Consider the following 21,875-nt stretch of genomic DNA (forward strand, 5'->3'; position numbering starts at 1 on the left):
AGAGCCGGACACGATGCACGCCCGTGCGGCCACAGGCCTCCGCATGATGTTCACGTCGGCGTCGCCGCAGCGCAGGGTGACATCCCCGACCCCGGCACCTCGGTGCTGGTCGGGGCGGACGAGGCGTCGCGAACGGCCCGACCGGGCGCCGTGTCGGTGCGATCGCGCCGGGTACCCGTACGCCCCGGGTCCGAACCGGCCGACCCGGGGCCGCGGGCCGCGAACGGAGATGCCATGACGCACAACGGGGAGGACGCCGCTCCCCTCCGGCGCCCGGAGGTCACCGAGCTCCGCCTCGCCGCGGGCGGACCGGACCGGCCTGCCGCGCCCGGACCGGACCTGCCGCAGGATCGCAGCCAGGCGATCCTGGAGGCCACCAAGGAGATCGGCGCCCTGCTCAAGCGCGCCGGTCACCGCTTCGCCCTCGCCGGCAGCGTGGCCGTCTATGCCCACGGCGGCAGCCGCTACCTCCAGCACGACGCCGACTTCTGCGTGCTGCCCGACGACGCGGAGGCGGTGGCCGCCACCCTGCGCGAGGCCGGCCTGCCCATCCGGACCCCGCCCGAGGACTGGCTGCTGAAGACCAGCTGCCGCGGGCAGAACATCGACATCATCTTCGCCCTCGCGCACCAGCCCGTCACCGAGGAGATGCTCGACCGCGCCCATGTCCTGCCGGTCGACTCGGTGCTGATGCCCGTCCTCTCCCCGACCGACCTGATCCACAGCCTGATCAGCGCCTTCTCGGAGCACTACTGCGATTTCGGGGCCGTCCTGCCGGTGGCCCGCGCCGTCCGCGAGAAGGTCGACTGGGACGAGCTCCGGGTGGCCTGCGGCGACCAGCCCATGCCGGCCGCCTTCCTCTTCCTCCTCGAACGGCTGAACGTGATCGACCCCCAGGAGGGGCACCCATGACCGAAACGAGCCCGCCGCCCCCGCCGGCGGCCGGCAACCTGGACTACCGCGTCGCCCATCTCGCCGAGCGCCTGGCCACCGGGGACCTCGGAGAGCTCGGCGTACGGCTGGAGCTGCGCGGCGACGCCATTTTGCTGACCGGCACCGTGCCGTCCAGCCAGTGCCGGGACGACATCTGCCACATGGCCCGCGAAGAACTGGCGGGGCACCCCGTCCACTGCGACATCCTCGTCGCCGGGACCTCCTCGCCCGACCACGGAGAGGACCTGACATGATCCGCGTCGCGGCCGTCGGGGACATCCACATGAGCCCCGAGAGCCAGGGCACGCTGCGCTCCTCCTTCGAGACGCTGCGCGAGTGCGCCGACGTCCTGCTGCTCGCCGGCGACCTCACCCGGCACGGCACGACCGAAGAGGCCGCGGTCGTCGCACGGGAGATCAAGGACCTGGGGGTGCCGGTCGTCGCCGTCCTCGGCAACCACGACCACCACGACGAACGGCCCGAGGAGGTCAGCATGATCCTGCGGGACGCCGGGGCCCACGTCCTGGAGGGACAGGCGGCCGTGGTGGGCGACGGCGAGACCCGGATCGGGGTCGCCGGGACCAAGGGCTTCGGCGGCGGATTCGTCGGACGCTGTGCCGGGGAGTTCGGCGAACCCCTCATGAAGGAGTTCGTCCGCTACAGCCGTCGGTGCGCCGACAGTCTGCACGCCGCCCTGAAGGACCTGGCCGACCGGAACTGCGACGTCCGGATCGCCCTGACCCACTTCTCGCCCGTTCCGGACACCCTCGCCGGGGAGCCGCAGGAGATCTATCCGTTCCTCGGCAGCTATCTGCTCGCGGAGGCGATCGACACCGCCGGCGCCGACCTCGCCGTCCACGGCCATGCGCACGCGGGCACCGAGCACGGCATGACCAGCGGCGGCGTCCGCGTACGGAACGTGGCCCAGCCGGTCATCGGCCAGGCCTTCCACGTCTACAACCTGTCGGGCCACGAGGAGCACGCGCCGGGGTGAGCCGGCCGGACCACGGGCTTCCCGGTCGGTCGGGGTGCAGGCAGCGCGTTTCCTGTGGACTGGTCAGGCGCACGTACCCAGCGCCTCCCGCGCTGTCACGTCGCCGTCCTTCGCGGTGACGGTCACCGGCATCATCCCACCGCGCCGCCGGACCAGCAGGCCCGCGCCGATCGATCCGGCGATGAGGAGACCGCCGGCGACCAGGGCGCCGCGCGCACCGGCCCACTCCATGAGCAGGCCCAGCAGGGGCGGCCCGCCGAGGCTCCACACGGTGCCGATGCTGCTCCACACCCCGAGCACCCGGCCGCGCAGATGGGCCGGCGGGTCGGTCTGCAGGACGGCCGTCCCAGCGGTGTCGGAGACGGACTCCACCACGGCCATGGGCAGCACCAGCACCATCAGCACGGCCAGCGAGGGCGACAGACCCGCGACGACCTGGAGGAGGGCGCCCGCCGCCGCGAGCAGCCCCACGGTCCGTACGGAGGGCTTGCGCAGCCGGGCGCCGAGGATCGCGCCGATGATGCCGCCGACCGCCAGCACCGTGGAGACGGTGCCGAACGACCCGGCGCCGCCCGCGAGCGGGCCGGTGACGAGGACGGCGAGGGTGAGGCCGTAGTTGCGGCCGAAGACCGAGCTGATGCCGGTGATCCCGGCGAGGGCCACCAGGCGGGGCCGGCGCACGAAGAAGCGCAGGCCTTCGCGCACGCTCATCTCCGCCTGTGCCGGGGCGGGGGCGCTCCGCGGCGCGGCCGCCGGCTCCGCCACCGCTCCGTGGACGGGCCGCAGGAAGGGCACGACCGACGCCACGAACAGGAAGGACAGCCCGTTGGCGGCGTAGGCGGCGCCCGTACCGAGGAACCCGACGGCCACACCGGCGAGCGCGGTGCCGGCCAGCCGCCCCGCGCTGTGCACGAGGGCACCCACACCGATCGCCGACGGCACGTCCTCCCGGGGCACCAGATCATTGCCGAGCAGCGCACACGCCGGCCCGTCGACGGTGGCGATGATGCCGGTCACGGCGGCCAGCACCAGCAGCGCGGTCATGTCGATCCGGTCCAGCGCCACCAGCAGAGCCGTGGTGAACGCGACCACGCCGAGCAGCGTCTGGCTCACGGCGACCGTCAGTTTCCGGGGCCAGCGGTCCACGGCCGCGCCGCCGAGCAGGCTCACGAACAGCGCCGGCGCCGCCTGCACCGAGATCGACAGGCCGGTCGCCGCGGCGGAACCGGTGATGTGCAGCACGAGCAGGTTCTGCACCGTGAGCTGCATCCAGGTGCCGGCGTTCGAGACAAAATTCGCGGCCGACCACCAGCGCATGCCGCGGTGTCGCAAGGACCGCCACGGCGAGCGGGAGACGGGCGCGGAACTGGGCACGGATGTGGGCAGGGCAGGGGCAGCAGACACAGGGGGGTACTCGACAACCAAGGGAGTCGGGGAGAGACCGGCGGAACCCGTCGGGCCGGCTGCGCTGCGCGGCTGGGCCGCCCGGTCGGGGCGCCCGCCCATCGTGGCAGACGGGAGGGCACAGTGGTCGGTGTGGTCTCTGCCGAGGGGTCGGCGGGAAGATCAAAGGGTTGTGCAGATAAGGCACTTGAGCCGCGCGTGGGGTTCCTCACAGGCCCCGGTTTGCCGGGCGCGGGTCCGGGCTACGCGGTCGGCGGCAGACCGTTGCGTCCCGTCGAAGGAGGCCCTCCATGCGTGACGAACACCACGGATGCACGGCGTCGCCGGAGCCCCGGTCACGCTCCGGAGCGTTCGCTCACCGCTTCCCGCGCACCGGCACCGAACCGGCCACCGCCCGCAGCGCACTTCGGCTGCGACAGCTGCTGTCCGCCGTCTTCCTGCCGCTGTTCGCCGCGGCGACGGCGGGCTTCGCCGTCTGGGCGGCGCACTCGGGTCCCGGCGCCGGCCCGGGCAGCGGTCCGCTGACCGTCCTCGCGGTGGTGTGCGGTGTCCTCGCGCTGACGGCGGCACTGGATCTCGCGGTGGTGACCGCGCGCAGGCGGCGGGAGCGCGGCGCGGACACGGCGGGGCCGGGCCCCCACCGGTGAGCCGGGCCTCGGCATGGCGATGAGCGCGCTGACCAGCGATCTGCGTCTGTCCACGGTGGTGGAGGACCTGGTCGGCCCTCCGCTGATCGGCATTTCCTGCGGCGGCGGCTACGCCATCGGTGCCCCGCTGCTCCCCGAGTACGCCCCGGCGAGGGCCGCGGCCGGCCGTCGGCCGACCTGGAGATCAGCTGGTACGTCGGCTTCGCCACCGCGACGAGCCGGGTCGGCGCGGCCGTCGGCACCGCCCGGTTCGCGCTGCGAGGGCGGCGCGCACCGGCGCCCCATGAGGGGCGCGGCGCTGACGAACCCGCAGCCGCCAGACGGCAGTTCCCCGCACGGTGCTTCAGCGGTTGACGGCCCGCATCCCCGCCTCGTCGTACCGCTCGCCCGCCACCTCGGGCAGCTCCGCGTCGATGCGGGCCAGGTCCTCCTTGCTCAGCTCGATGCCGACCGCGGCGGCGTTCTGCTCCAGGTAGGTGCGGCGCTTGGTGCCCGGGATCGGCACCAGGTCCTCACCCTGGGCCAGGACCCAGGCGATGGCCAGCTGGGCCGGCGTCACGTCCTTCTCGGCGGCGATCTCCTTCACCTTCGCCGCCAGCCGCAGGTTCGCCTCCAGATTGGCGTCCGTGAAGCGAGGGTTGTTGCGCCGGAAGTCGTTCTCGTCCAGCTCGTCCGGCGAGGTGAAGCGGCCCGCGAGGAAGCCGCGGCCGAGCGGGGAGTACGGCACGAAGCCGATGCCGAGCTCCCGGCAGGTCGGCAGCACCTCGGCCTCCACATCGCGCGTCCACAGCGAGTACTCGCTCTGCACGGCGGTGATCGGGTGCACCGCGTGCGCCCGCCGGATGGTCGCCGCGCTCGCCTCGCTCAGCCCGATGTGCCGCACCTTGCCCTCGGCGACCAGCTCGCCCAGCGCGCCGACCGTCTCCTCGATGGGCACGTTCGGGTCGACCCGGTGCTGGTAGTACAGGTCGATGTGGTCGGTGCCGAGCCGCTGCAGCGAGCCGTGGACCGACTCACGGACGTGCTCGGCGGAGCCGTCCTGCCGGCCGACGGTCGACATGTCGCCGGGTACGGCGTTGTCCATCCGGTAGTTGAACTTGGTTGCGAGTACGTACTCGTCGCGGTGCCCCCGGATCGCCTCGCCGACCAGCGACTCGTTGGTCAGCGGGCCGTACACCTGCGCGGTGTCGAGGAAGTTGATCCCCAGTTCGAGGGCCCGTCGGATGGTCGCGATGCCCTCCTCCTGGTCGGCGGAGCCGTAGAAGGCCGACATGCCCATACATCCAAGGCCGAGAGCCGATACTTCGAGATCCCGCAGACTGCGCTTCTGCATGTGATGTCCCAGCCTTTCCCGCACACTCGATGGTCGCTCCGTACGGCACACGGATGCGCACACCCACGGGCCGTACGTCTGCGACGCTACGAGTTGGAGCGCTCTCCAAGTCAAGCAACGCTCCGAGCACGGCCAGGAATCCAGCCGCACCGGCAGCTGGAACAGGTCGTTCTGGGTGACCACCGGCTTGTTGCGCAGCTCCGTCGCCGGATACACCGTGAAGAGGACGACTCGGCGCTTCGGGCCCGCGCGCCGCGCCGAGCCGTTCGAGGGGCCTGCATGGGAGGACGGATCCGAGGGGGTGGAGGTTGCCTCCCGGGCCCGGATTCCCCCGCTGCGGACCTGTGGGTCTTCCCACACCCCCGTCCATCCGTAAAGGATCTTGACGCTCGCCTCCCGGCTCGCTGAACTGTCACCGATCGGGTCTCACCACCACAGAGGCCCACACCGGGGGAGGGACCGGGCGCATGTCGGAACGGCAGCGGCGCGACCAGCAGGTGATCGACGAGTTCCGGACCGCGGGCGGCGTGGTCGGCGGCGACTTCACGGGCGTACCGCTGCCCCTGCTCGCCGCGACCGGCGCGCGCACCAACGGCGGCCGCCCGCACCACCCGGCCAGGTGCCACAACGTCCTCGCCCACCCCGCTGCCCGCGTCGAGGCCGGCACCGGCACCTACGACGTCACATGGGCCGGCCGGGAGTGATCCGTACATCTCTACGATGGCGGCTGAAACGGGTGGATCACGAAAAAACGCTCTGAGGCCGGAATGTCGGGATCGGGGTGAAAGGGGCGATGGACATGACGGGGGAACCGAAGGCGATGGGCTGCTGTGCCTCATGACGACTGAAGCGCGCATCGAGTGGTGCCGCGCGCTGCTCGCACGGCTCGCCCGCTTCACCGGGCGCACCCTGCGGGGCGAGTGGCACGCCATCGTTGTCGAACCCGTGCGGCGGCTCATGCGGCGCGGACTGTCCGGGCTGCTGCTGGCCTTCGTCGCCGCGTTCGGTGTCGTCTTCTTCCACGCGATCGCCCAGCATCCGCTCGGCGCGGTGTGGGTGACGCGGCTCGGCGGCGTCAGGGCCGACCTGCCGTTATGGCTGTCGCTGCTGCGCACACCCGTGTCGCTGTACGTCCCGGCGCTCGACCTGCCCGTGTGGGCGGGCATCACCCAGCTGTTCCTCGCCTTCGCCTGGGCCGAACTGGCCCTGGGCCGGGCCCGGACGCTGGCGATCTCCTACGCCACCACCCTGGCCGGTACGCTCACCGCCCGCGTGATGATCGCGCTGGGCCCCGGCTGGTGGGGCTTCGGGCTGCCGCACACGTACGCCGAGGTGCTCGACACCGGACCGTCCGCGGCCGTCGTCGGCCTGTTCACCTATCTCTCGGTGGTCAAACGCGCGCCGGTGGTCTTCACCCTGACAGGCGGTTCGATGGTGTGGGAGTCCATCGCCGTCCCCAACCTGGCCGGCCGCGAGCACCTGATCGCGGTGGCCTCGGCGATCTTCCTCGGCCTGCTGCACGGCCGCCACGCACGACTGCGGGCCCGTCTGCTGTCCCTGCTGCCCGTCCGGGACCGCGGGCCCGTGTCCGCGGAACCGTCCGTGACCCCTGCGTCCGCACCGCCCCGGACCGTGCCCGTGCCGGCGAGCGCCGAACGGTCACGGGCAGGGGCACAGGAACGGTCGGAGGACACGGCGATGACCTCCCTGGAGTGCTGATCCCGCCGTACGTGCCTGTGGCGCCGCCCACCCTGTCGATGTGATGGTTTTCGCACGTCCACACGCGCGGCCACCCCCTAAGGTTGCCGCGAGGTACGGCAGGGCGTGGCTGACACCGTGGTGTTCGTCGCCGGCAGGCAGCTGAAGGGAATCCAGGATGTTCCGCAAGGTGCTGGTCGCCAACCGTGGAGAGATCGCGATCCGCGCGTTCCGGGCGGGCTACGAACTCGGCGCGCGCACCGTCGCCGTGTTCCCGCACGAGGACCGCAACTCGCTGCACCGGCTGAAGGCCGACGAGGCGTACGAGATCGGGGAGCCGGGACACCCGGTCCGGGCCTATCTCTCCGTCGAGGAGATCGTGGGCGCCGCCCGCCGGGCCGGTGCCGACGCCGTCTACCCGGGCTACGGCTTCCTGTCCGAGAACCCCGAGCTGGCCCGCGCCTGTGAGGAGGCGGGCATCACCTTCGTCGGCCCGAGCGCGGCCACCCTGGAGCTGACCGGCAACAAGGCCCGCGCGGTCGCCGCCGCCCGCGCGGCCGGCGTGCCCGTGCTCGGCTCCTCCCAGCCCTCCACCGACGTGGACGAACTGGTGCGCGCCGCCGAGGAGATCGGCTTCCCCGTCTTCGTCAAGGCCGTCGCGGGCGGCGGCGGGCGCGGCATGCGCCGCGTGGCGGACCCCGCCCAGCTGCGCGAGTCCATCGAGGCCGCGTCCCGCGAGGCCGACGCCGCGTTCGGCGACCCGACCGTCTTCCTGGAGAAGGCCGTCGTCGACCCGCGCCACATCGAGGTGCAGATCCTCGCCGACGGCGAGGGCAACGTCATCCACCTCTACGAGCGCGACTGCTCCCTCCAGCGCCGCCACCAGAAGGTCATCGAGCTGGCCCCCGCCCCGGGCCTCGACCCCGAGGTGCGGGCGCGGATCTGCGACGACGCGGTGCGCTTCGCGCGGGAGATCGGCTACCGCAACGCGGGCACCGTAGAGTTCCTCCTCGACCCCGCCGGCAACCACGTCTTCATCGAGATGAACCCGCGCATCCAGGTCGAGCACACCGTGACGGAGGAAGTCACGGACGTGGACCTGGTCCAGGCCCAGCTGCGGATCGCCTCCGGCGAGACCCTCACCGACCTCGGCCTCGCCCAGGACACCATCACCCTGCGCGGCGCCGCCCTGCAGTGCCGTATCACCACCGAGGACCCCGCCAACGGCTTCCGCCCGGACACCGGCCGGATCAGCGCCTACCGCTCCCCGGGCGGCTCCGGCATCCGCCTGGACGGCGGCACCACCCACGCCGGTACGGAGATCAGCGCGCACTTCGACTCGATGCTGGTCAAACTCACCTGCCGCGGCCGGGACTTCAAGGCGGCCGTCGGTCGCGCCCGGCGTGCCGTGGCCGAGTTCCGCATCCGGGGCGTGGCCACCAACATCCCGTTCCTGCAGGCCGTCCTGGACGACCCCGACTTCCAGGCGGGCCGGGTCACCACCTCCTTCATCGAGCAGCGCCCCCACCTGCTCACCGCCCGCTCCTCCGCGGACCGCGGCACCAAGCTGCTCACCTACCTCGCCGACGTCACGGTCAACAAGCCGCACGGCGAGCGCCCCGACCTGCTCGACCCGGTCACCAAGCTGCCGCCGCTGCCCGTCGGTGAGCCGCCCGCCGGCTCCCGCCAGCTGCTGGTCGACCTCGGCCCCGAGGGCTTCGCCCGCCGGCTGCGTGAGTCGCCGACCATCGGTGTCACCGACACCACCTTCCGCGACGCCCACCAGTCCCTGCTCGCCACCCGCGTGCGCACCAAGGACCTCCTCGCCGTCGCCCCGGTCGTCGCCCGCACCCTGCCGCAGCTGCTCTCCCTGGAGTGCTGGGGCGGCGCCACCTACGACGTCGCCCTGCGCTTCCTCGCCGAGGACCCCTGGGAGCGGCTGGCCGCCCTGCGCGAGGCCGTGCCGAACATCTGCCTGCAGATGCTGCTGCGCGGGCGCAACACCGTCGGCTACACGCCGTACCCGACCGAGGTGACCGACGCCTTCGTGCAGGAGGCCGCCGCCACCGGCATCGACATCTTCCGCATCTTCGACGCCCTCAACGACGTCGGGCAGATGCGCCCCGCCATCGACGCCGTACGCGAGACCGGCACCGCGATCGCCGAGGTCGCCCTCTGCTACACCGGCGACCTCAACGACCCGTCGGAGCGGCTCTACACCCTCGACTACTACCTGCGCCTGGCCCAGCAGATCGTCGAGGCCGGCGCCCATGTCCTCGCGATCAAGGACATGGCCGGACTGCTGCGCGCCCCGGCCGCCGCCAAGCTGGTCTCGGCGCTGCGCCGCGAGTTCGATCTGCCCGTGCATCTGCACACGCACGACACGGCCGGCGGCCAGCTCGCCACCTACCTCGCCGCGATCCAGGCGGGCGCCGACGCCGTGGACGGCGCGGTGGCCTCCATGGCCGGTACGACCTCGCAGCCGTCGCTGTCGGCGCTGGTGGCCGCAACCGACCACTCCGACCGTCCGACCGGGCTCGACCTGCAGGCCGTCGGCGACCTGGAGCCGTACTGGGAGGGCGTGCGGAAGATCTACGCCCCGTTCGAGGCGGGCCTCGCCTCCCCGACCGGCCGCGTCTACCACCACGAGATCCCCGGCGGCCAGCTGTCCAACCTGCGCACCCAGGCCGTGGCCCTCGGCCTCGGCGACCGCTTCGAGGACATCGAGGCGATGTACGCCGCCGCCGACCGCATCCTCGGCCGCCTGGTCAAGGTCACCCCGTCCTCCAAGGTGGTCGGCGACCTCGCCCTGCACCTGGTCGGCGCCGGCGTCTCCCCGAAGGACTTCGAGGAGACGCCCGACAGGTTCGACATCCCGGACTCGGTGATCGGCTTCCTGCGCGGCGAGCTGGGCACCCCGCCCGGCGGCTGGCCCGAGCCGTTCCGCACCAAGGCGCTGCAGGGCCGGGCCGCGCCCAAGCCGGCGCCCGAGCTGTCCGCCGACGAGCGCGAGGGCCTCGCCAAGGACCGCCGGGCCACCCTCAACCGGCTGCTGTTCCCGGGCCCGACGCGGGAGTTCGACACGCACCGGCAGTCCTTCGGCGACACCAGCGTGCTGGACAGCAAGGCGTTCTTCTACGGACTGCGTCCCGCCAAGGAGTACGCCGTCGACCTGGAGCCCGGCGTCCGGCTGCTGATCGAACTGCAGGCGATCGGAGAGGCGGACGAGCGGGGCATGCGCACGGTGATGTCCACGCTCAACGGCCAGCTGCGGCCCATCCAGGTCCGCGACCGCGCGGCGGCCTCGGACGTGCCGGTGACGGAGAAGGCCGACCGCGCCAATCCCGGCCACGTGGCGGCGCCGTTCGCCGGTGTGGTGACCCTGGTGGTGACCGAGGGAGACGAGGTCGCCGCCGGTGCCACCGTCGCCACCATCGAGGCGATGAAGATGGAGGCCACCATCACGGCTCCGAAGGCGGGCCGCGTATCCCGCCTGGCCATCAACCGCATCCAGCAGGTGGAGGGCGGCGACCTCCTGGCGGAGCTCGCCTGACCTCGGCGCCTACCCGGTCTCGGGCACTCAGTCCCAGAGCGGGTAGGTCATGACCTGCTTGAACCCCTCGGGCCGGGCATCGACGTAGGTGAGGGTCATCCGCGTGTAGTGCTGCACGCTCGGATGCTTCTTCCAGGCCTTGGGTTCGTCGAGCCGGACGGTCACCGGGTAGCCGTGGAAGTGGCCGGCCGCGCAGTACGGCTTGCAGTCGTTGACGAAGTTCACACCCTTGGCCGTCGCCCCGTCCGGGCTCCACTGCGTCCAGTGGAGCCCCAAGAGCCGGCTGTTGCCGTCGCCGCAGGCCAGGATGAAGTCAGCGGGCCGGACATCCTGGTGCCACATGCAGTCGACGAGGACCGGTCGGGGGGTATCGGCCTTGGCGGCCGCGGTCGGCGGACTCGCCGAAGCCGTGGTCATGGCCGCCGTCAGCAGGGCGCCGGCCGCGAGGGTGACCGCCGTTCCCATCACTGATCCGCGCATGGTCGCTCCCGCCGTCGTGCTGTGTCCTAGCGCGTTCACCCGACGCTACGACCGTACGGCGGTTTCCACCAGTCGCGCAGGTCGGGCCGCGTGTCAGCCGTGCTTGACCGTCAGGCCGTAGAACGCGACACGGGCGCCGTTGGTCGTACTGTCCGAGGAGGACTGGTTGTAGGAGCCGGCCTTGAAGTACTGCTTGTACCGCTGGAACGACGACGGTATGCCGTAGTGGGTGGTGGTGCCGTTGACGGTCAGGTCGATGGTGTTCCCGCCGGATACGGCGATGGTGTAGCTCCAGGTCTTGCCGATCGACACGTGCCCCACCGCATGCGCGGTCTGTCCGCCGGACGGCGAGTTCTCCGTGCCGAGGACGATGTCGCCGTTCGCGTGGTAGTACAGCTCCAGCAGCGGCTTGGTGGAGGAGCCGCCGCTGCCGAGGTGGATCTGCCCGACGCACACGTTCTTCGTCACGGACACCACGCGCAGGGTCGCGCTCATCCGGTGCGAGCCGGACAGCGCCCAGTCGGCGGCGCTGCCGTCCCGGTTCATCTCGCGCAGCTCGGAGCGGGCGTAGTTGGAGTTCGGGGTCGTCACGCCCTTCTCCGGTGCCCAGAACGTCATGGCGCCGTCTCGGGTGTCGGTGTAGAAGTACGCGTCCTGGTAGCCGTTCGGGCCCTGGAGCCGGGACGACGGGACGGTGGTGGGGCTGCCGGGTGAGCCGATGGGCTCCTGCAGCTCCCAGACCGACAGGTCGAAGTTGCCGCCGGGCGCGACATGCGGATCGGCGGCGACCGCGCTGGGGCTGCCGAGCAGGGTGAGGGCGAGGACGAGTCCCGCGGTGGTCGGCACCGCGAGGAGCCGGGATCGGGTCATGTGGGGGGTCCCTTCTTCGAAGCGAAGGCCGGACCGGCGGATGCGTTCAGCATGATGAACACTGAACGCATCCTTGGTCGCTGATGACCCGAGAAGCTAGAGGTCTGAACCAGACACGTCAAGTGGCTCAGCAGGCGCCCTCGTCCTGCCACGGCCCCCATTCCGAGGCGCCGGGCACCTCGTTCTGGGTCCACCACTTGGCCTTCCAGTTGTGCTTGTTGTACGAGACCTCGTTCCCCTGCGTGTACACCGCCGTGGAACTCCATGCGGGCTTGCAGGAGGTCGGTGTCGGTGTGGGGGTCGGTGTGGGTGTGGGGGTGGGCGGGGTGGCACCGGCGAACTGCACCGAGTACTTCGCGAAGTCCCAGGAGTTCTGGGTGACGCTGGAGCATGTCCCGGACGTGCGGCCCCCGTTGTCGGGCGGGCTGCACTGCCGGTCGCGGTTCAGGGACCAGAACGTGAAGCGGTCCATGTTGTGGCTCGTCGCGTAGTCCAGCACCGTCTGGAAGTCGGCCTGGGTGAAGTACTCGCCCGTGTCGCTGCGGCCGTTCATGCCGGAGAAGCCCTCGTGGGCGTACGCGGTCGCCTGGTCCCAGCCGAAGGTCGACTGCAGGATCGAGTTGAAGTTGGTGAGCGCGCCGGTCTGGCTCGCCGCCCCGTTGAAGCCGCCGTCGAACGGCATGATGGAGAAGTTGTTCGGGGTGAACCCCTGGGACTTGGCCTCCAGCAGCATCTGCTTGCCGAACCAGCCGGTGCCGTCCGCGGTGCCGGCCGTCGTCACCGAGACGTACAGCCCCGGGTTGTTCTGCTGGAGGATCTTGGCCGCGCCGATCTCGTTCTTGATGGCCGCGCTGTTCTCGTACTCCGGCTCCTCCAGGTCGAAGTCGATGGCGTGCAGCCCGTACTTGGTGATGACCTGCTGGTAGGCCGCCGCCGTGGACGCCGCGTCCGCGCACGCCTGGCCCAGCTTCGTGCCGCCGTAGCCGCCGATGGAGACGGAGACGTCACCGCCCTTGGCGCGGATCGTGTTGATCATCGACTGCACGGCCGTGTCCGAGGAGACGGGCGCGGTCCCGCCCCAGGTGGGCGAGCAGCCGCCGCCGTTGGGGGCGAGGACGAAGGCCAGCTGGAAGGCCTTCAGTCCGGTGGCGTCCATGATGGCCGCGGGGTCCGGCGGGTCGTTGTCCAGCGGCATCAGATAAGGGGCGGCGGCGTACCAGCGGTTGCTCAGCGCGGTCGTCGCGCCCGAGGCGTTGCTCGCGACGAGCGCGGTGGTGCCGGCGGCGGCGAGCGTGACGGCCGCCGCCGCGCCCAGACATGCCCGAAGACGTCTCACTGCGTGCCTCCAGAGAGTGGGGGAGTCCCCAGAGCGGGGAGCCCCACCCTCCGGGAGCTGTTGCGGCCACGTCAATGAACTTGGACTAGACCAGCACGCTCTTTGGACTAGACCATACGATTCCTTTACTTCTCGTCGACCAGTCGCACGGTGAAGCCCCGGTCCAGCGGCAGGCTCGGTGCGGTGACGGTCGTGACCTGTGTGCCGGGGTCGTACGACCAAGCGGAGACGGGGAGTTGGCGGCCGTCGAGGAGGACCCGTGCGGGCGCACCCTCGCCGTGCACGGTGAACCGGTAGGAGCGGGCGTCCACCTTGCCGGCGTAGTCGCCCCTGCTCGCTCCCACCGAGACGGTCGTCCCGCTGTCGTCGCAGTGCAGGGACACCCGCTGGACGGCGGCGGCGCCCTCGGTGAAGTCGCGGGTCAGCCCGTCGTCCTCGTACAGCGTGTAGTGACTCCTTCCGTGGGCCGCCGGATACAGGTCCCAGTCCAGCTCGTGCCGGTCCCGGGTCTGCCAACTCGTCGTCCCCTTCGGCCACATCGGCACGACCGCGCCCTCGCGCACGAACAGCGGGAGCGTATCGAGCGGAGCGCGGTAGCCGTTGAGCGTGGTCGGGCCCCGGTAGGTGCGGCCGGTCCAGTAGTCGGTCCAGGTGCCCTTCGGCAGATAGACGCCGTCGCGGGTCTCGGAGTCCTGGTAGACCGGGGCGACGAGGAAGTCGGGGCCGGAAAGGAACTCGTACTTCGCCTGGTCGGACAGTGTGTTCGGGTCGTGCGGGTACTCCAGCCACAGCGGACGCACCGCGCCGACACCGGTCTTCGCCGCCTCGGCGGAGAGCGTGTACATGTACGGCAGCAGCCGCTCCTTCAGCTGCAGGTACTTGCGGTTGATGGAGGTGTACGGCTCGCCGTCGAGCCAGGGCTGCTGGTCGGCAGGCTTCTTGGTGGTGATGTCGGTCGCCCAGCCGTCCATGGTCATGATGGCCGGCAGGAACGCCTTCCACTGCAGGTCGCGGGCGTACATCTTGGCGTCGTGGCGGTAGATGCTGCCCACGTCACCGGTGTTGTACGCGATACCGGACATCGTCGCCCCGGCGTAGGTCGGGATCTGCCAGCGGATGTAGTCCCAGGACAGCTTCTGGTCGCCGCTCCACAGCACCCCGCAGCGCTGGGCGCCCGCCCAGGACACCGGCAGCCATACGAAACCGCGCGCGTCGCTGTTGTCCTCGATCCCCTTCTTGGCGGCGTCGCACGCGTCGAGCGCGAACCTGTAGCCGTTGCCGACCCAGGCCACGTCCAGCTTGGCCACCCGCTGGCCCGCCCTGACCTGGTCGGCCAGCCTGTCGATGCCGTCCTGGGTCCACAGGCCGAGCTGGGTGTGGTGGTCCTGCAGGCCCTGGGCGGTCTGCTGAAGGTTCTCGTACCCACAGCCGTAGCCGTCGTTGACCAGCATCCAGCCGAGCGGCATCTGGTGCTGTGCGTACCCGTCGGCGATCTTCAACGCGTCCAGGGTGTGGCGTTCGCCCCGGTTGGCGTTGTGCAAGTAGCAGTCGGAGTCACCGGGTTCGAGTCCGTACACCGGAGGCATGAACGGCTTGCCCACCAACGCCGTGTACTTGCCGATGACCTGCTTGGCGTCACCGAGGAAGTAGTAGGCGTCCAGCCGCCGTTCCTGCTGGCCCGTGGTCACCGGTGAGCCGAAGGTGTACACGCCCGGTGCGAAGGTGTTGCGGAAGACGCCGTAGCCCGCGCTGGAGAGGTAGAACGGCTGGGAGTTGTTGTAGCCGCCCTCGTTCCAGTCGAAGCTGTTGGCCACGTACATCGTCTGCCCGCGGTGCGAGAAACTGCCGTTCTGCTCCCCGCCGCCGAGGAACTGCTCGTCCGCGCCCCGCATGAGGCTCTGCCGCATGCCCCCGGTGGACCAGCGCAGCGGCTTGTCCTCCTGCCAGATCCGGGTGCGGTTGTCGGGCTTGTACAGCCCGAAGCTCAGCGGCTTCTTGTACACGCGCAGCACGGCCTGCGGCGAGCGGATGCCGAAGTAGTCGCCCGCGTCGAAGGACGAGGTGTGCCGTTCCACGGACGGCTGCTTGCGCACGATGGCCGTGCCCGCCGGATCGCTCAGCGAGCCGGATGGATCGGCCTGTAGCCGCAGTTGACCCCCTGTCAGGAAGTCCGCCTGCGCTGTGAGCTGCCCCGCCTTGACGGTGTAGCTGCCGTCGCCTCCCGAGAAGGACGTGAGATCGCCCGCGTCCGTGGTGGCGGGCAGGTACGCGGTGCCCGTGAAGGAGTTGTCGTGCACGTCGTACGGCACGACCACCACGTGGTACGTCCCGGACGCCCGCGGAATCACCGTGGCCTCGGGATCGGCCGTGCCCGCGCTGGACGCGACCTGCTTGCCGTGGTCGTCGTAGACGTACAGGTCGAAGTCGTCGGAGGGCTTCTCCCATGTGATCGACAGGGGGACGCCGCCCTCGGGGTTGTCGTCCCAGTAGCCGTCCGGCACCGAGACGGTCAGATCGAAGCGGTCGCAGACCTTGTCGTCGGGATCGGCGGCCGGGTCGGGACAGCTCTCGGTGCCGCCGCCGGTGCCCTTGGCGTAGACCGGGCTCTGCCAGCTGACACTGCTGTGAGCGGGGTCGAGTGCGGCGCCGGAGGCGGTGGCGGCGGCCTGGGCGGGCAGCGGGGCGGCGAGCAGGGTTCCCGCCAGGGCCGTCGCCAGCCCCAGCGGTACCCAGGCCGGCCACGGCACACGGTGGCGCTTTCTTCGCGGTCTTTGCACGGCGGAACAGCTCCTCTCGCAACACTGCGGACTGACTGTTCTTGCTTTGGTGCTCGTAAGCGCTCGAAACGAGCTCGAATCGAGCAACTTCAAGCAGGAAGCCTCGGGGCTGACGCAGGTTCATGTCAATAGCGAGGGCCCGTAACCCGGCGGCATGGACGCGCCTTGAGCTAGGCGCACACCGTCCACAAGCGGAGCGTCCACCCCTCGCTCGGCGTCGCTGCTCTCGGTGATCGGCACTCAGGACCCGGGCGGCACAGCCGAAGAACCGGGGCGCCGCCCCCGATGAGGGGGGATTGCAGCAGACTTGTCACGAAGTCGGCAGACCCGTGGCGGATCATCCGTCGCCTGAGGCACCCTTGACAGTGTGCGCCCTGTTTCGCGACGTTTGAGCAGTCGCGTGCGGAGGGGATGCGGCGCACATCGGAACGAGTGGCAGGACGCGCCCGGCGCGTCATGGGGGGAGCGGTCGCCCATGCGATCCATGAGCCATGATCCACACGCCTCACCGGTCTGCGCCGCCTCGGGCGCGCCGCTCACGGAGCCTGCGGAAGGGCGGTCGAACTGAGGTGGAGATCACCATCCACAGACCCGGCGAGCTGACGCCCGAGCTGCGCGGGGCCTGGCACCGTGCGATGGACGAGTCGCCCGAGTACTCCAATCCCTTCCTCGCGCCGGAGTTCGCGATCGGCGTCGGCCGGTACCGGCGCGGGGCCCGGGTGGCAGTGCTGCGCGAGGGCGGAGAACCGGCCGGGTTCCTCCCGTACGAGCGGGGGCCGTTCGGCACCGGACGGGCCATCGGGCTCGGACTGTCCGACTGCCAGGCCCTCGTGCACCGGCCCGGGGTCACCTGGAACGCCGTGGAACTGCTGCGGGCCTGCGGGCTCAGCATCTTCGAGTTCGACCATCTCGTCCAGGAGCAGCGGCCGTTCGCGCCCCACGTCACCGGCACCTTCGCGTCCCCGGTGATCGACGTGAAGCCAGGCGACGGCGGCTACCCGGAGTGGCTGCGGAGCACCTACCCGGGCCTGGCCAAGACCACGCTGAAGAAGGAACGGCGGCTCGGCCGGGACATCGGCGAGGTGCGGTTCGAGTTCGACGAGCGCGACCCGGAGGTGCTGCGCACCCTCATGCGGTGGAAGTCCGCGCAGTACCGCAGGACCGGCCGCATGGACCGGTTCTCCCGGCCGTGGATCGTCGGCCTGGTCGACCATCTCTTCCGCGTCCGCGAGGAGCACTTCGCCGGAGTGCTGTCCGTGCTGTACGCGGGCGACCGGCCGGTCGCGGCCCACTTCGGACCCCGGTCGAGCACCGTGCTGGCGGCCTGGTTCACCGCCTACGACCCCGAACTGCACTACTACTCCCCGGGGTTGATGATGCATCTGCGGACCGCCGAGGCGGCGGCCCGGCACGGGGTGACCCTCGTGGACCTCGGGCGCGGCGACAAGGAGTACAAGGACTGGCTCAAGACCCGTGAACTGCGGGTCGCCGAGGGCTTCGCGGCCCGCCCGCACCCGGTGGCGCTCGCCCACCGGCTGTGGCGCAGGCCGGTGCGGGGGCTGCGGAACACGGTCAACGCCCACCCGCAGCTGCGCGCGCCGGCCGACCGGCTGCTGAAGACGCTGGGCAGGGTGCGCACCCAGGGCGCGGCGGCTTCACCGGCCGCCCGGAAGAATCGCCTCACGGAGCGGTAGTTACTGGCAGGTTCTCGTCAAAAGTTCGCCAAGCGGCGGATGTTTTCGCGACCACGTGATCGGGTCTCCTGCGTCGGCAGCGTCGATGCCTTTCGGGAGGCCCCTGGTGTCCGTACCAACCCGCAGAAGACGGTGGTTCACCGTCTGTGCGCTCACCGCGTCCGCCGCACTGGTCGCGATACCCCCGTCCGCCGCCTCGGGGCGATCGGTGAGCCCCTTCGGCGTGCGGGTCCTCGGCCAACTCGCCAAGGAGCGTGGACAGTCCGCGGGTGCCATGTCGCCCCACGTGGCGACGGACGACGAGGACGGCAACGAGGCGGACGAGATCGCCGAGGGCGCGGACCAGTACGCCGAGGCCCGCACCTCCCCGGGCGTGGTCGCACCGGGTGCGTACGGCGCCGCCTGGCACGATCTGACCAACCTCCCGAAGACCGGCGGCAGCTGGCACGACATCACCGACCTGCCGTACAACTCGGACGACCCGCGCTACCGCGACATCGACTCCAACTCCAGCGGCGGCGGCGGGAACGTCACCGGCCGGATGGCGGCGATCGCCGCGGACGACGACGGTTACGTCTACGCGGGCAGCGCCGGCGGCGGCGTGTGGCGCTCGCACAGCGGGGGCGGCCACTGGAAGCCCATCAGCGACCGGCTGCCCGCCCAGTCCACCGGCGCCCTCGCCCTCGACGGCGCCGGCCGGCTGTGGCTGGGCACGGGTGAGGCGACCACCAACGCCGACGCCTACCTCGGCAGCGGCGTCTACGTCCTCACGCACCCGCACCACGGCACCTTCTCGGCGCGCAGCCGGGTCGGCGGCGACGAGCTGGAGAGCACCAGCATCCACGAGCTGCGCTTCGGCGGCGGCAAGGTGTGGGCGGCCACCAGCAAGGGCGTGTGGAGCCACTCCACGAAGAAGCTGAGCGGCGCCTGGAAGCTGGAGTTCGCACCCAACCCGGACTTCCTGCCGGGCGGTGCGAAGGCCGACGACCCGAACGCGCCGTACAAGAACATCGCCAACGACATCGCCATCGACCCCAAGGACCCGTCCAAGGTGGTCCTCGCCGTCGGCTGGCGCAGCGGCGACGACTACAACGGCTTCTACACCAGGACGGGCGGCACCTGGACCCGGATCACCAGCGGCCTCGGGGACCTCCCGGCCGACGCCGGCAACGTCGGCAACGTCACCTTCGCCCGCTCCGCCGACGGCTCCCGCTACTACGCCATCGACCAGTCCCCGGCGCAGCTGAGCAGCAACCCGGACAGCGGCCTTGAGGGCATCTACGTCTCCAAGTCCGGCTCGCCGACCGGCCCCTGGACGAAGATCGCCGACTACAAGGGCCTGGCCGCCGACAACTCGGCGCTCACCACGGCCGGTTACATGCCCGGTGTCCAGGCCTGGTACAACCAGTTCCTCGCCGTCGACCCGGCCGACCCGCAGCACGTGTACGCGGGCCTGGAGGAGGTCTACGAGACCAAGGACGGCGGCGCCAACTGGTCGACGGTCGGCCCGTACTGGAACTTCACCTTCTCCTGCTGGAGCATCGACCCCGCCAAGCAGACCGGTGACTGCAACCCGACCACCCACTCCGACCAGCACGGCGTCGCGATCGGCCGCTACCACGGCAAGAGCTTCGTGTACGTCGGCAACGACGGCGGCGTCTACAAGCGCCCGGTGAACGGCTCCCAGGACGCCTCCGGCCACGCCACCGACTGGACCTCCCTCAACGACGGCACCATCGACACCCTCCAGTACTACTCCGTCGGCATCGGCAAGGACCTCGACCACGGCGGCCTGTCCGTCACCGGCGGCCTGCAGGACAACGGCCAGTCCATCCTGCGCGGCGACGACAAGGTGATGGGCTCCAACTTCGGCGGCGACGGCGGCGACACCCTCACCGATCCGGCGAACGGCTGCAACATCGCCCAGGAGTACGTCTACCTCGCCGTCCAGGTCACCCAGAACTGCGCGGTGAACGACGGCAGCTGGGCCACCGACCCGAGCAAGGCCACCTCGTACTCCGTCGCCCCGCCCGACAACGCCACCAGCGAGGCCCGCTTCATCGCCCCGCTCGCCGCGGACACGAAGGACGGCAACACCTGGGTCGCCGGCGGCCGGCACATCTGGGTCCAGACCCACGGCTACGCCATCCGCAGCGGCAAGGAGTGGACCAGCGTCCACGACTTCGGCGCCGGCCGGGTCGCGACCGCCGTCGCCGCGTCCGGCGGGAAGATCTACGCCGCCTGGTGCGGTCCCTGCAACAACCAGGGCTTCGCCCGCGGTATCGCCGTCGGCAACGCGGACGGCAGCGGCTGGCACGACATCAGCCTGCCCGTCGACGGCACCGTGCCGAACCGCTACCTGAGCGGCTTCGCCGTCGACCCGAAGAACGCCGACCACGTCTTCCTCGCCGTCAACGGCTTCTCCCGGCACTGGACCGAGGGCCCCGGCGCGGGCGTCGGCCACGTCTTCGAGTCCACCGACGGCGGAACGACCTGGAAGGACATCTCGGCCAACCTGCCCGACGTGCCCACCGACTCCGCACTGGTGACGGCGGACGGCGGCCTCGCCGTCGCCACCGACCTCGGTGTCGTCTACCGCGCACCGGGCCGCACCACCTGGCAGCGGATCGGCAGCCTGCCGGCCGTCGCCGTGCTCCAGCTCAGGACGAGCCCCGACGGCGGCACGCTCTACGCCGCCACGCACGGCCGCGGAATCTACACCGTCAAGCTGTGCGACCTCCGCTGACCGCCCGCTGAAACAGGAGGGGTGACTGCCGAGCCTTGGGGTCACCCCTCCTGCGCGTACGGCACCACGTCCACGTCCAGCGTGAAGACCGGGCGCGCGGCACCGGCGATGTCCGGTGCCTTCGCGGCGGCGGTGACCTTCGCCGTACCGCCCCGGGCGCCCGCGCAGCGCAGGGTGGCGTGCGCGGTGCCGTCCGCGTCCACCCGCCAGTGCGATGCCACCACGAGCGCGGGCGCCGAACTCAGCACGCCCGTCCACCGTCTGTCGTCCAGACGCGGCCGCAGGGTGAGGGTCACCGTCGCCCCGGGGCGCACGCACAGCCGGCGCCGGACGGGGTCACCGGGGGCCACGGAGACGTCCGCCTGCCCGGCGACGCAGCTGCCCGAGGACGTGGATGCCGAGGCCGAGGATGTCCCGGAGGGCGCAACCGTCCCACCGGACGACGCCGAGCCGCTCGGAGCCTCCGCGGCGCCGGGCGACCCGGACGGCCGCGCCGACCGGCTCCCCGACGCTCCGGTACCGGCTCCCGCCCCCGCTCCCCGCCCCGTCGACGCCCCGCACCCCGCCAGTACGACGACCGCGGCGATCGCACATCCACCGGCCCACCACCGCATGCCAACACCTCCCGGACTCCCGAGTACGCCATCCCAGGATGCCTCAGCCGCCGCCGCGCACGGCCCGTCCGACCTCCGTGCGCAGCTTCACGAACCCCGGCAGACTCCGGGTGGTGAGCTGGTCCCGTTCGCCGGGCAGGCCGACCGGCAGATCGCGGACCACGCGGGAGCCGGGGCCGGGGGAGAGGACGACGACGCGGTCCCCGACGTACACGCTCTCGTCGATGTCATGGGTGACGAACACGATGGTCGTGCCGTTCGTCCGGTGGACCTCCAGCAGCAGGTCCTCCAGGTCCTCGCGGGTGCCCGCGTCCAGCGAGCCGAACGGCTCGTCCATCAGCAGCAGGGAGGGCCGGCAGACCAGGGCGCGGGCGATGGCGACGCGCTGCTGCATGCCGCCGGACAGCTCGCCGGGACGGCGCCGGGCGACCCCGTGCAGGCCGACCCGTTCCAGGATCGTCTCGGCCTCCTCCCGGCGGGCGGCGCGCCCGAGGCCCCGGCGGCGCAGCGGCAGGGCCACGTTGTCGCGGACGGTGAGCCAGGGCAGCAGCGAGCGGCCGTACTCCTGGAAGACGACCGCGAGCCGCTCCGGTACGCCAGTCACCGGGGTCCCGTCGAGCGTGATCGTGCCCTCCTGCCCGGGCAGCAGCCCGGCGATGGTGCGCAGCAGCGTGGACTTGCCGCAGCCCGAGGGCCCGACGACGCTCAGGAGCTGGCCGTCGGGCACGGTGAGGGTGATGCCGTCGAGGACGTGCTGGTCGCCGAAGTGCCGGCTGACGGAGTCGAGGCGCAGCAT

17 protein-coding genes are annotated in these 21,875 nt (G+C 71.4%); 9 read left to right on the top strand and 8 right to left on the bottom strand.

All coding sequences use genetic code 11. From position 1 onward, the window contains the following. The first annotated feature begins 234 nt into the window (after positions 1–234). Genes ACZ418_RS36890 through ACZ418_RS36900 form a run of 3 tightly spaced genes read left to right on the top strand, consistent with a single transcriptional unit; the run spans position 235 to position 1,927 of the window. Positions 235–912, top strand: coding sequence for a nucleotidyltransferase family protein (locus ACZ418_RS36890; protein WP_468371646.1), 678 nt, complete (start codon positions 235–237; stop codon positions 910–912). Then, on the top strand, positions 909–1,187 hold the full coding sequence (locus tag ACZ418_RS36895) for a hypothetical protein (protein WP_468371648.1): 279 nt from the start codon (positions 909–911) through the stop codon (positions 1,185–1,187). The genes ACZ418_RS36890 and ACZ418_RS36895 overlap by 4 nt, the downstream gene beginning before the upstream one ends. Beyond that, a complete protein-coding gene (locus ACZ418_RS36900) occupies positions 1,184–1,927 on the top strand; it encodes a metallophosphoesterase family protein (protein WP_468371649.1) in 744 nt (247 codons plus the stop codon). Before ACZ418_RS36895 ends, ACZ418_RS36900 begins: the two co-directional genes overlap by 4 nt. 63 nt (positions 1,928–1,990) lie before the next feature. Here ACZ418_RS36900 and ACZ418_RS36905 read toward each other — a convergent pair whose 3' ends face one another. Then, entirely contained in the window at positions 1,991–3,244 is a 1,254-nt protein-coding gene (locus ACZ418_RS36905) for an MFS transporter (protein ID WP_468371720.1), read from the bottom strand. A gap of 377 nt (positions 3,245–3,621) precedes the next feature. On the opposite strand from ACZ418_RS36905, the gene ACZ418_RS36910 reads away from it, so the two are divergent. Then, on the top strand, positions 3,622–3,978 hold the full coding sequence (locus tag ACZ418_RS36910) for a DUF6343 family protein (protein ID WP_468371651.1): 357 nt from the start codon (positions 3,622–3,624) through the stop codon (positions 3,976–3,978). Between the two features lie 343 nt (positions 3,979–4,321). Here the strand turns inward: ACZ418_RS36910 and ACZ418_RS36915 are convergent, their stop codons facing one another. After that, on the bottom strand, positions 4,322–5,311 hold the full coding sequence (locus tag ACZ418_RS36915) for an aldo/keto reductase (protein ID WP_468371652.1): 990 nt from the start codon (positions 5,309–5,311) through the stop codon (positions 4,322–4,324). A 467-nt stretch (positions 5,312–5,778) separates the two neighbouring features. On the opposite strand from ACZ418_RS36915, the gene ACZ418_RS36920 reads away from it, so the two are divergent. From ACZ418_RS36920 to ACZ418_RS36930, 3 genes are all read left to right on the top strand, one after another. Further along, positions 5,779–6,015 (top strand): PNPOx family protein, encoded by a 237-nt coding sequence (locus ACZ418_RS36920; RefSeq protein ID WP_468371654.1) that lies wholly within the window; start codon positions 5,779–5,781, stop codon positions 6,013–6,015. Positions 6,016–6,148: 133 nt separating this feature from the next. Beyond that, positions 6,149–7,030, top strand: a complete 882-nt coding sequence (locus ACZ418_RS36925) for a hypothetical protein (RefSeq protein WP_468371655.1) — start codon at positions 6,149–6,151, stop codon at positions 7,028–7,030. Positions 7,031–7,187: 157 nt separating this feature from the next. Beyond that, the gene (locus tag ACZ418_RS36930) at positions 7,188–10,562 is read left to right on the top strand and encodes a pyruvate carboxylase (RefSeq protein ID WP_468371657.1); all 3,375 of its coding nucleotides are present in this window, start codon (positions 7,188–7,190) and stop codon (positions 10,560–10,562) included. A 27-nt stretch (positions 10,563–10,589) separates the two neighbouring features. Here the strand turns inward: ACZ418_RS36930 and ACZ418_RS36935 are convergent, their stop codons facing one another. The 4 genes from ACZ418_RS36935 to ACZ418_RS36950 form a co-directional block, all read right to left on the bottom strand. Beyond that, positions 10,590–11,042 (bottom strand): hypothetical protein, encoded by a 453-nt coding sequence (locus ACZ418_RS36935; RefSeq protein WP_468371658.1) that lies wholly within the window; start codon positions 11,040–11,042, stop codon positions 10,590–10,592. Positions 11,043–11,135: 93 nt separating this feature from the next. Then, positions 11,136–11,912 carry a polysaccharide lyase family 7 protein gene (locus tag ACZ418_RS36940; RefSeq protein WP_468371660.1) on the bottom strand — a complete coding sequence of 259 codons (777 nt, stop codon included), beginning with the start codon at positions 11,910–11,912 and terminating at the stop codon, positions 11,136–11,138. Positions 11,913–12,039: 127 nt separating this feature from the next. Further along, on the bottom strand, positions 12,040–13,248 hold the full coding sequence (locus ACZ418_RS36945; RefSeq protein WP_468371661.1) for a carbohydrate-binding protein: 1,209 nt from the start codon (positions 13,246–13,248) through the stop codon (positions 12,040–12,042). Between the two features lie 125 nt (positions 13,249–13,373). Next, positions 13,374–15,545: a glycoside hydrolase family 31 protein gene (locus tag ACZ418_RS36950; protein ID WP_468371722.1), complete on the bottom strand. Its 2,172-nt coding sequence runs from the start codon at positions 15,543–15,545 to the stop codon at positions 13,374–13,376. 1,049 nt (positions 15,546–16,594) lie between these two features. Here ACZ418_RS36950 and ACZ418_RS36955 point away from each other — a divergent pair. Continuing rightward, a complete protein-coding gene (locus ACZ418_RS36955; RefSeq protein ID WP_468371662.1) occupies positions 16,595–17,719 on the top strand; it encodes a GNAT family N-acetyltransferase in 1,125 nt (374 codons plus the stop codon). Positions 17,720–17,825: 106 nt separating this feature from the next. Beyond that, complete coding sequence (locus tag ACZ418_RS36960; RefSeq protein ID WP_468371663.1) at positions 17,826–20,465, top strand: WD40/YVTN/BNR-like repeat-containing protein; 2,640 nt, start codon at positions 17,826–17,828, stop codon at positions 20,463–20,465. A 41-nt stretch (positions 20,466–20,506) separates the two neighbouring features. On the opposite strand, the gene ACZ418_RS36965 is transcribed toward ACZ418_RS36960, so the two are convergent. Continuing rightward, a complete protein-coding gene (locus ACZ418_RS36965; RefSeq protein ID WP_468371664.1) occupies positions 20,507–20,815 on the bottom strand; it encodes an acetyl-CoA synthetase in 309 nt (102 codons plus the stop codon). A gap of 307 nt (positions 20,816–21,122) precedes the next feature. Then, entirely contained in the window at positions 21,123–21,875 is a 753-nt protein-coding gene (locus ACZ418_RS36970) for an ABC transporter ATP-binding protein (RefSeq protein ID WP_468371666.1), read from the bottom strand.

The organism is Streptomyces sp. NPDC030820, assembly GCF_055572075.1.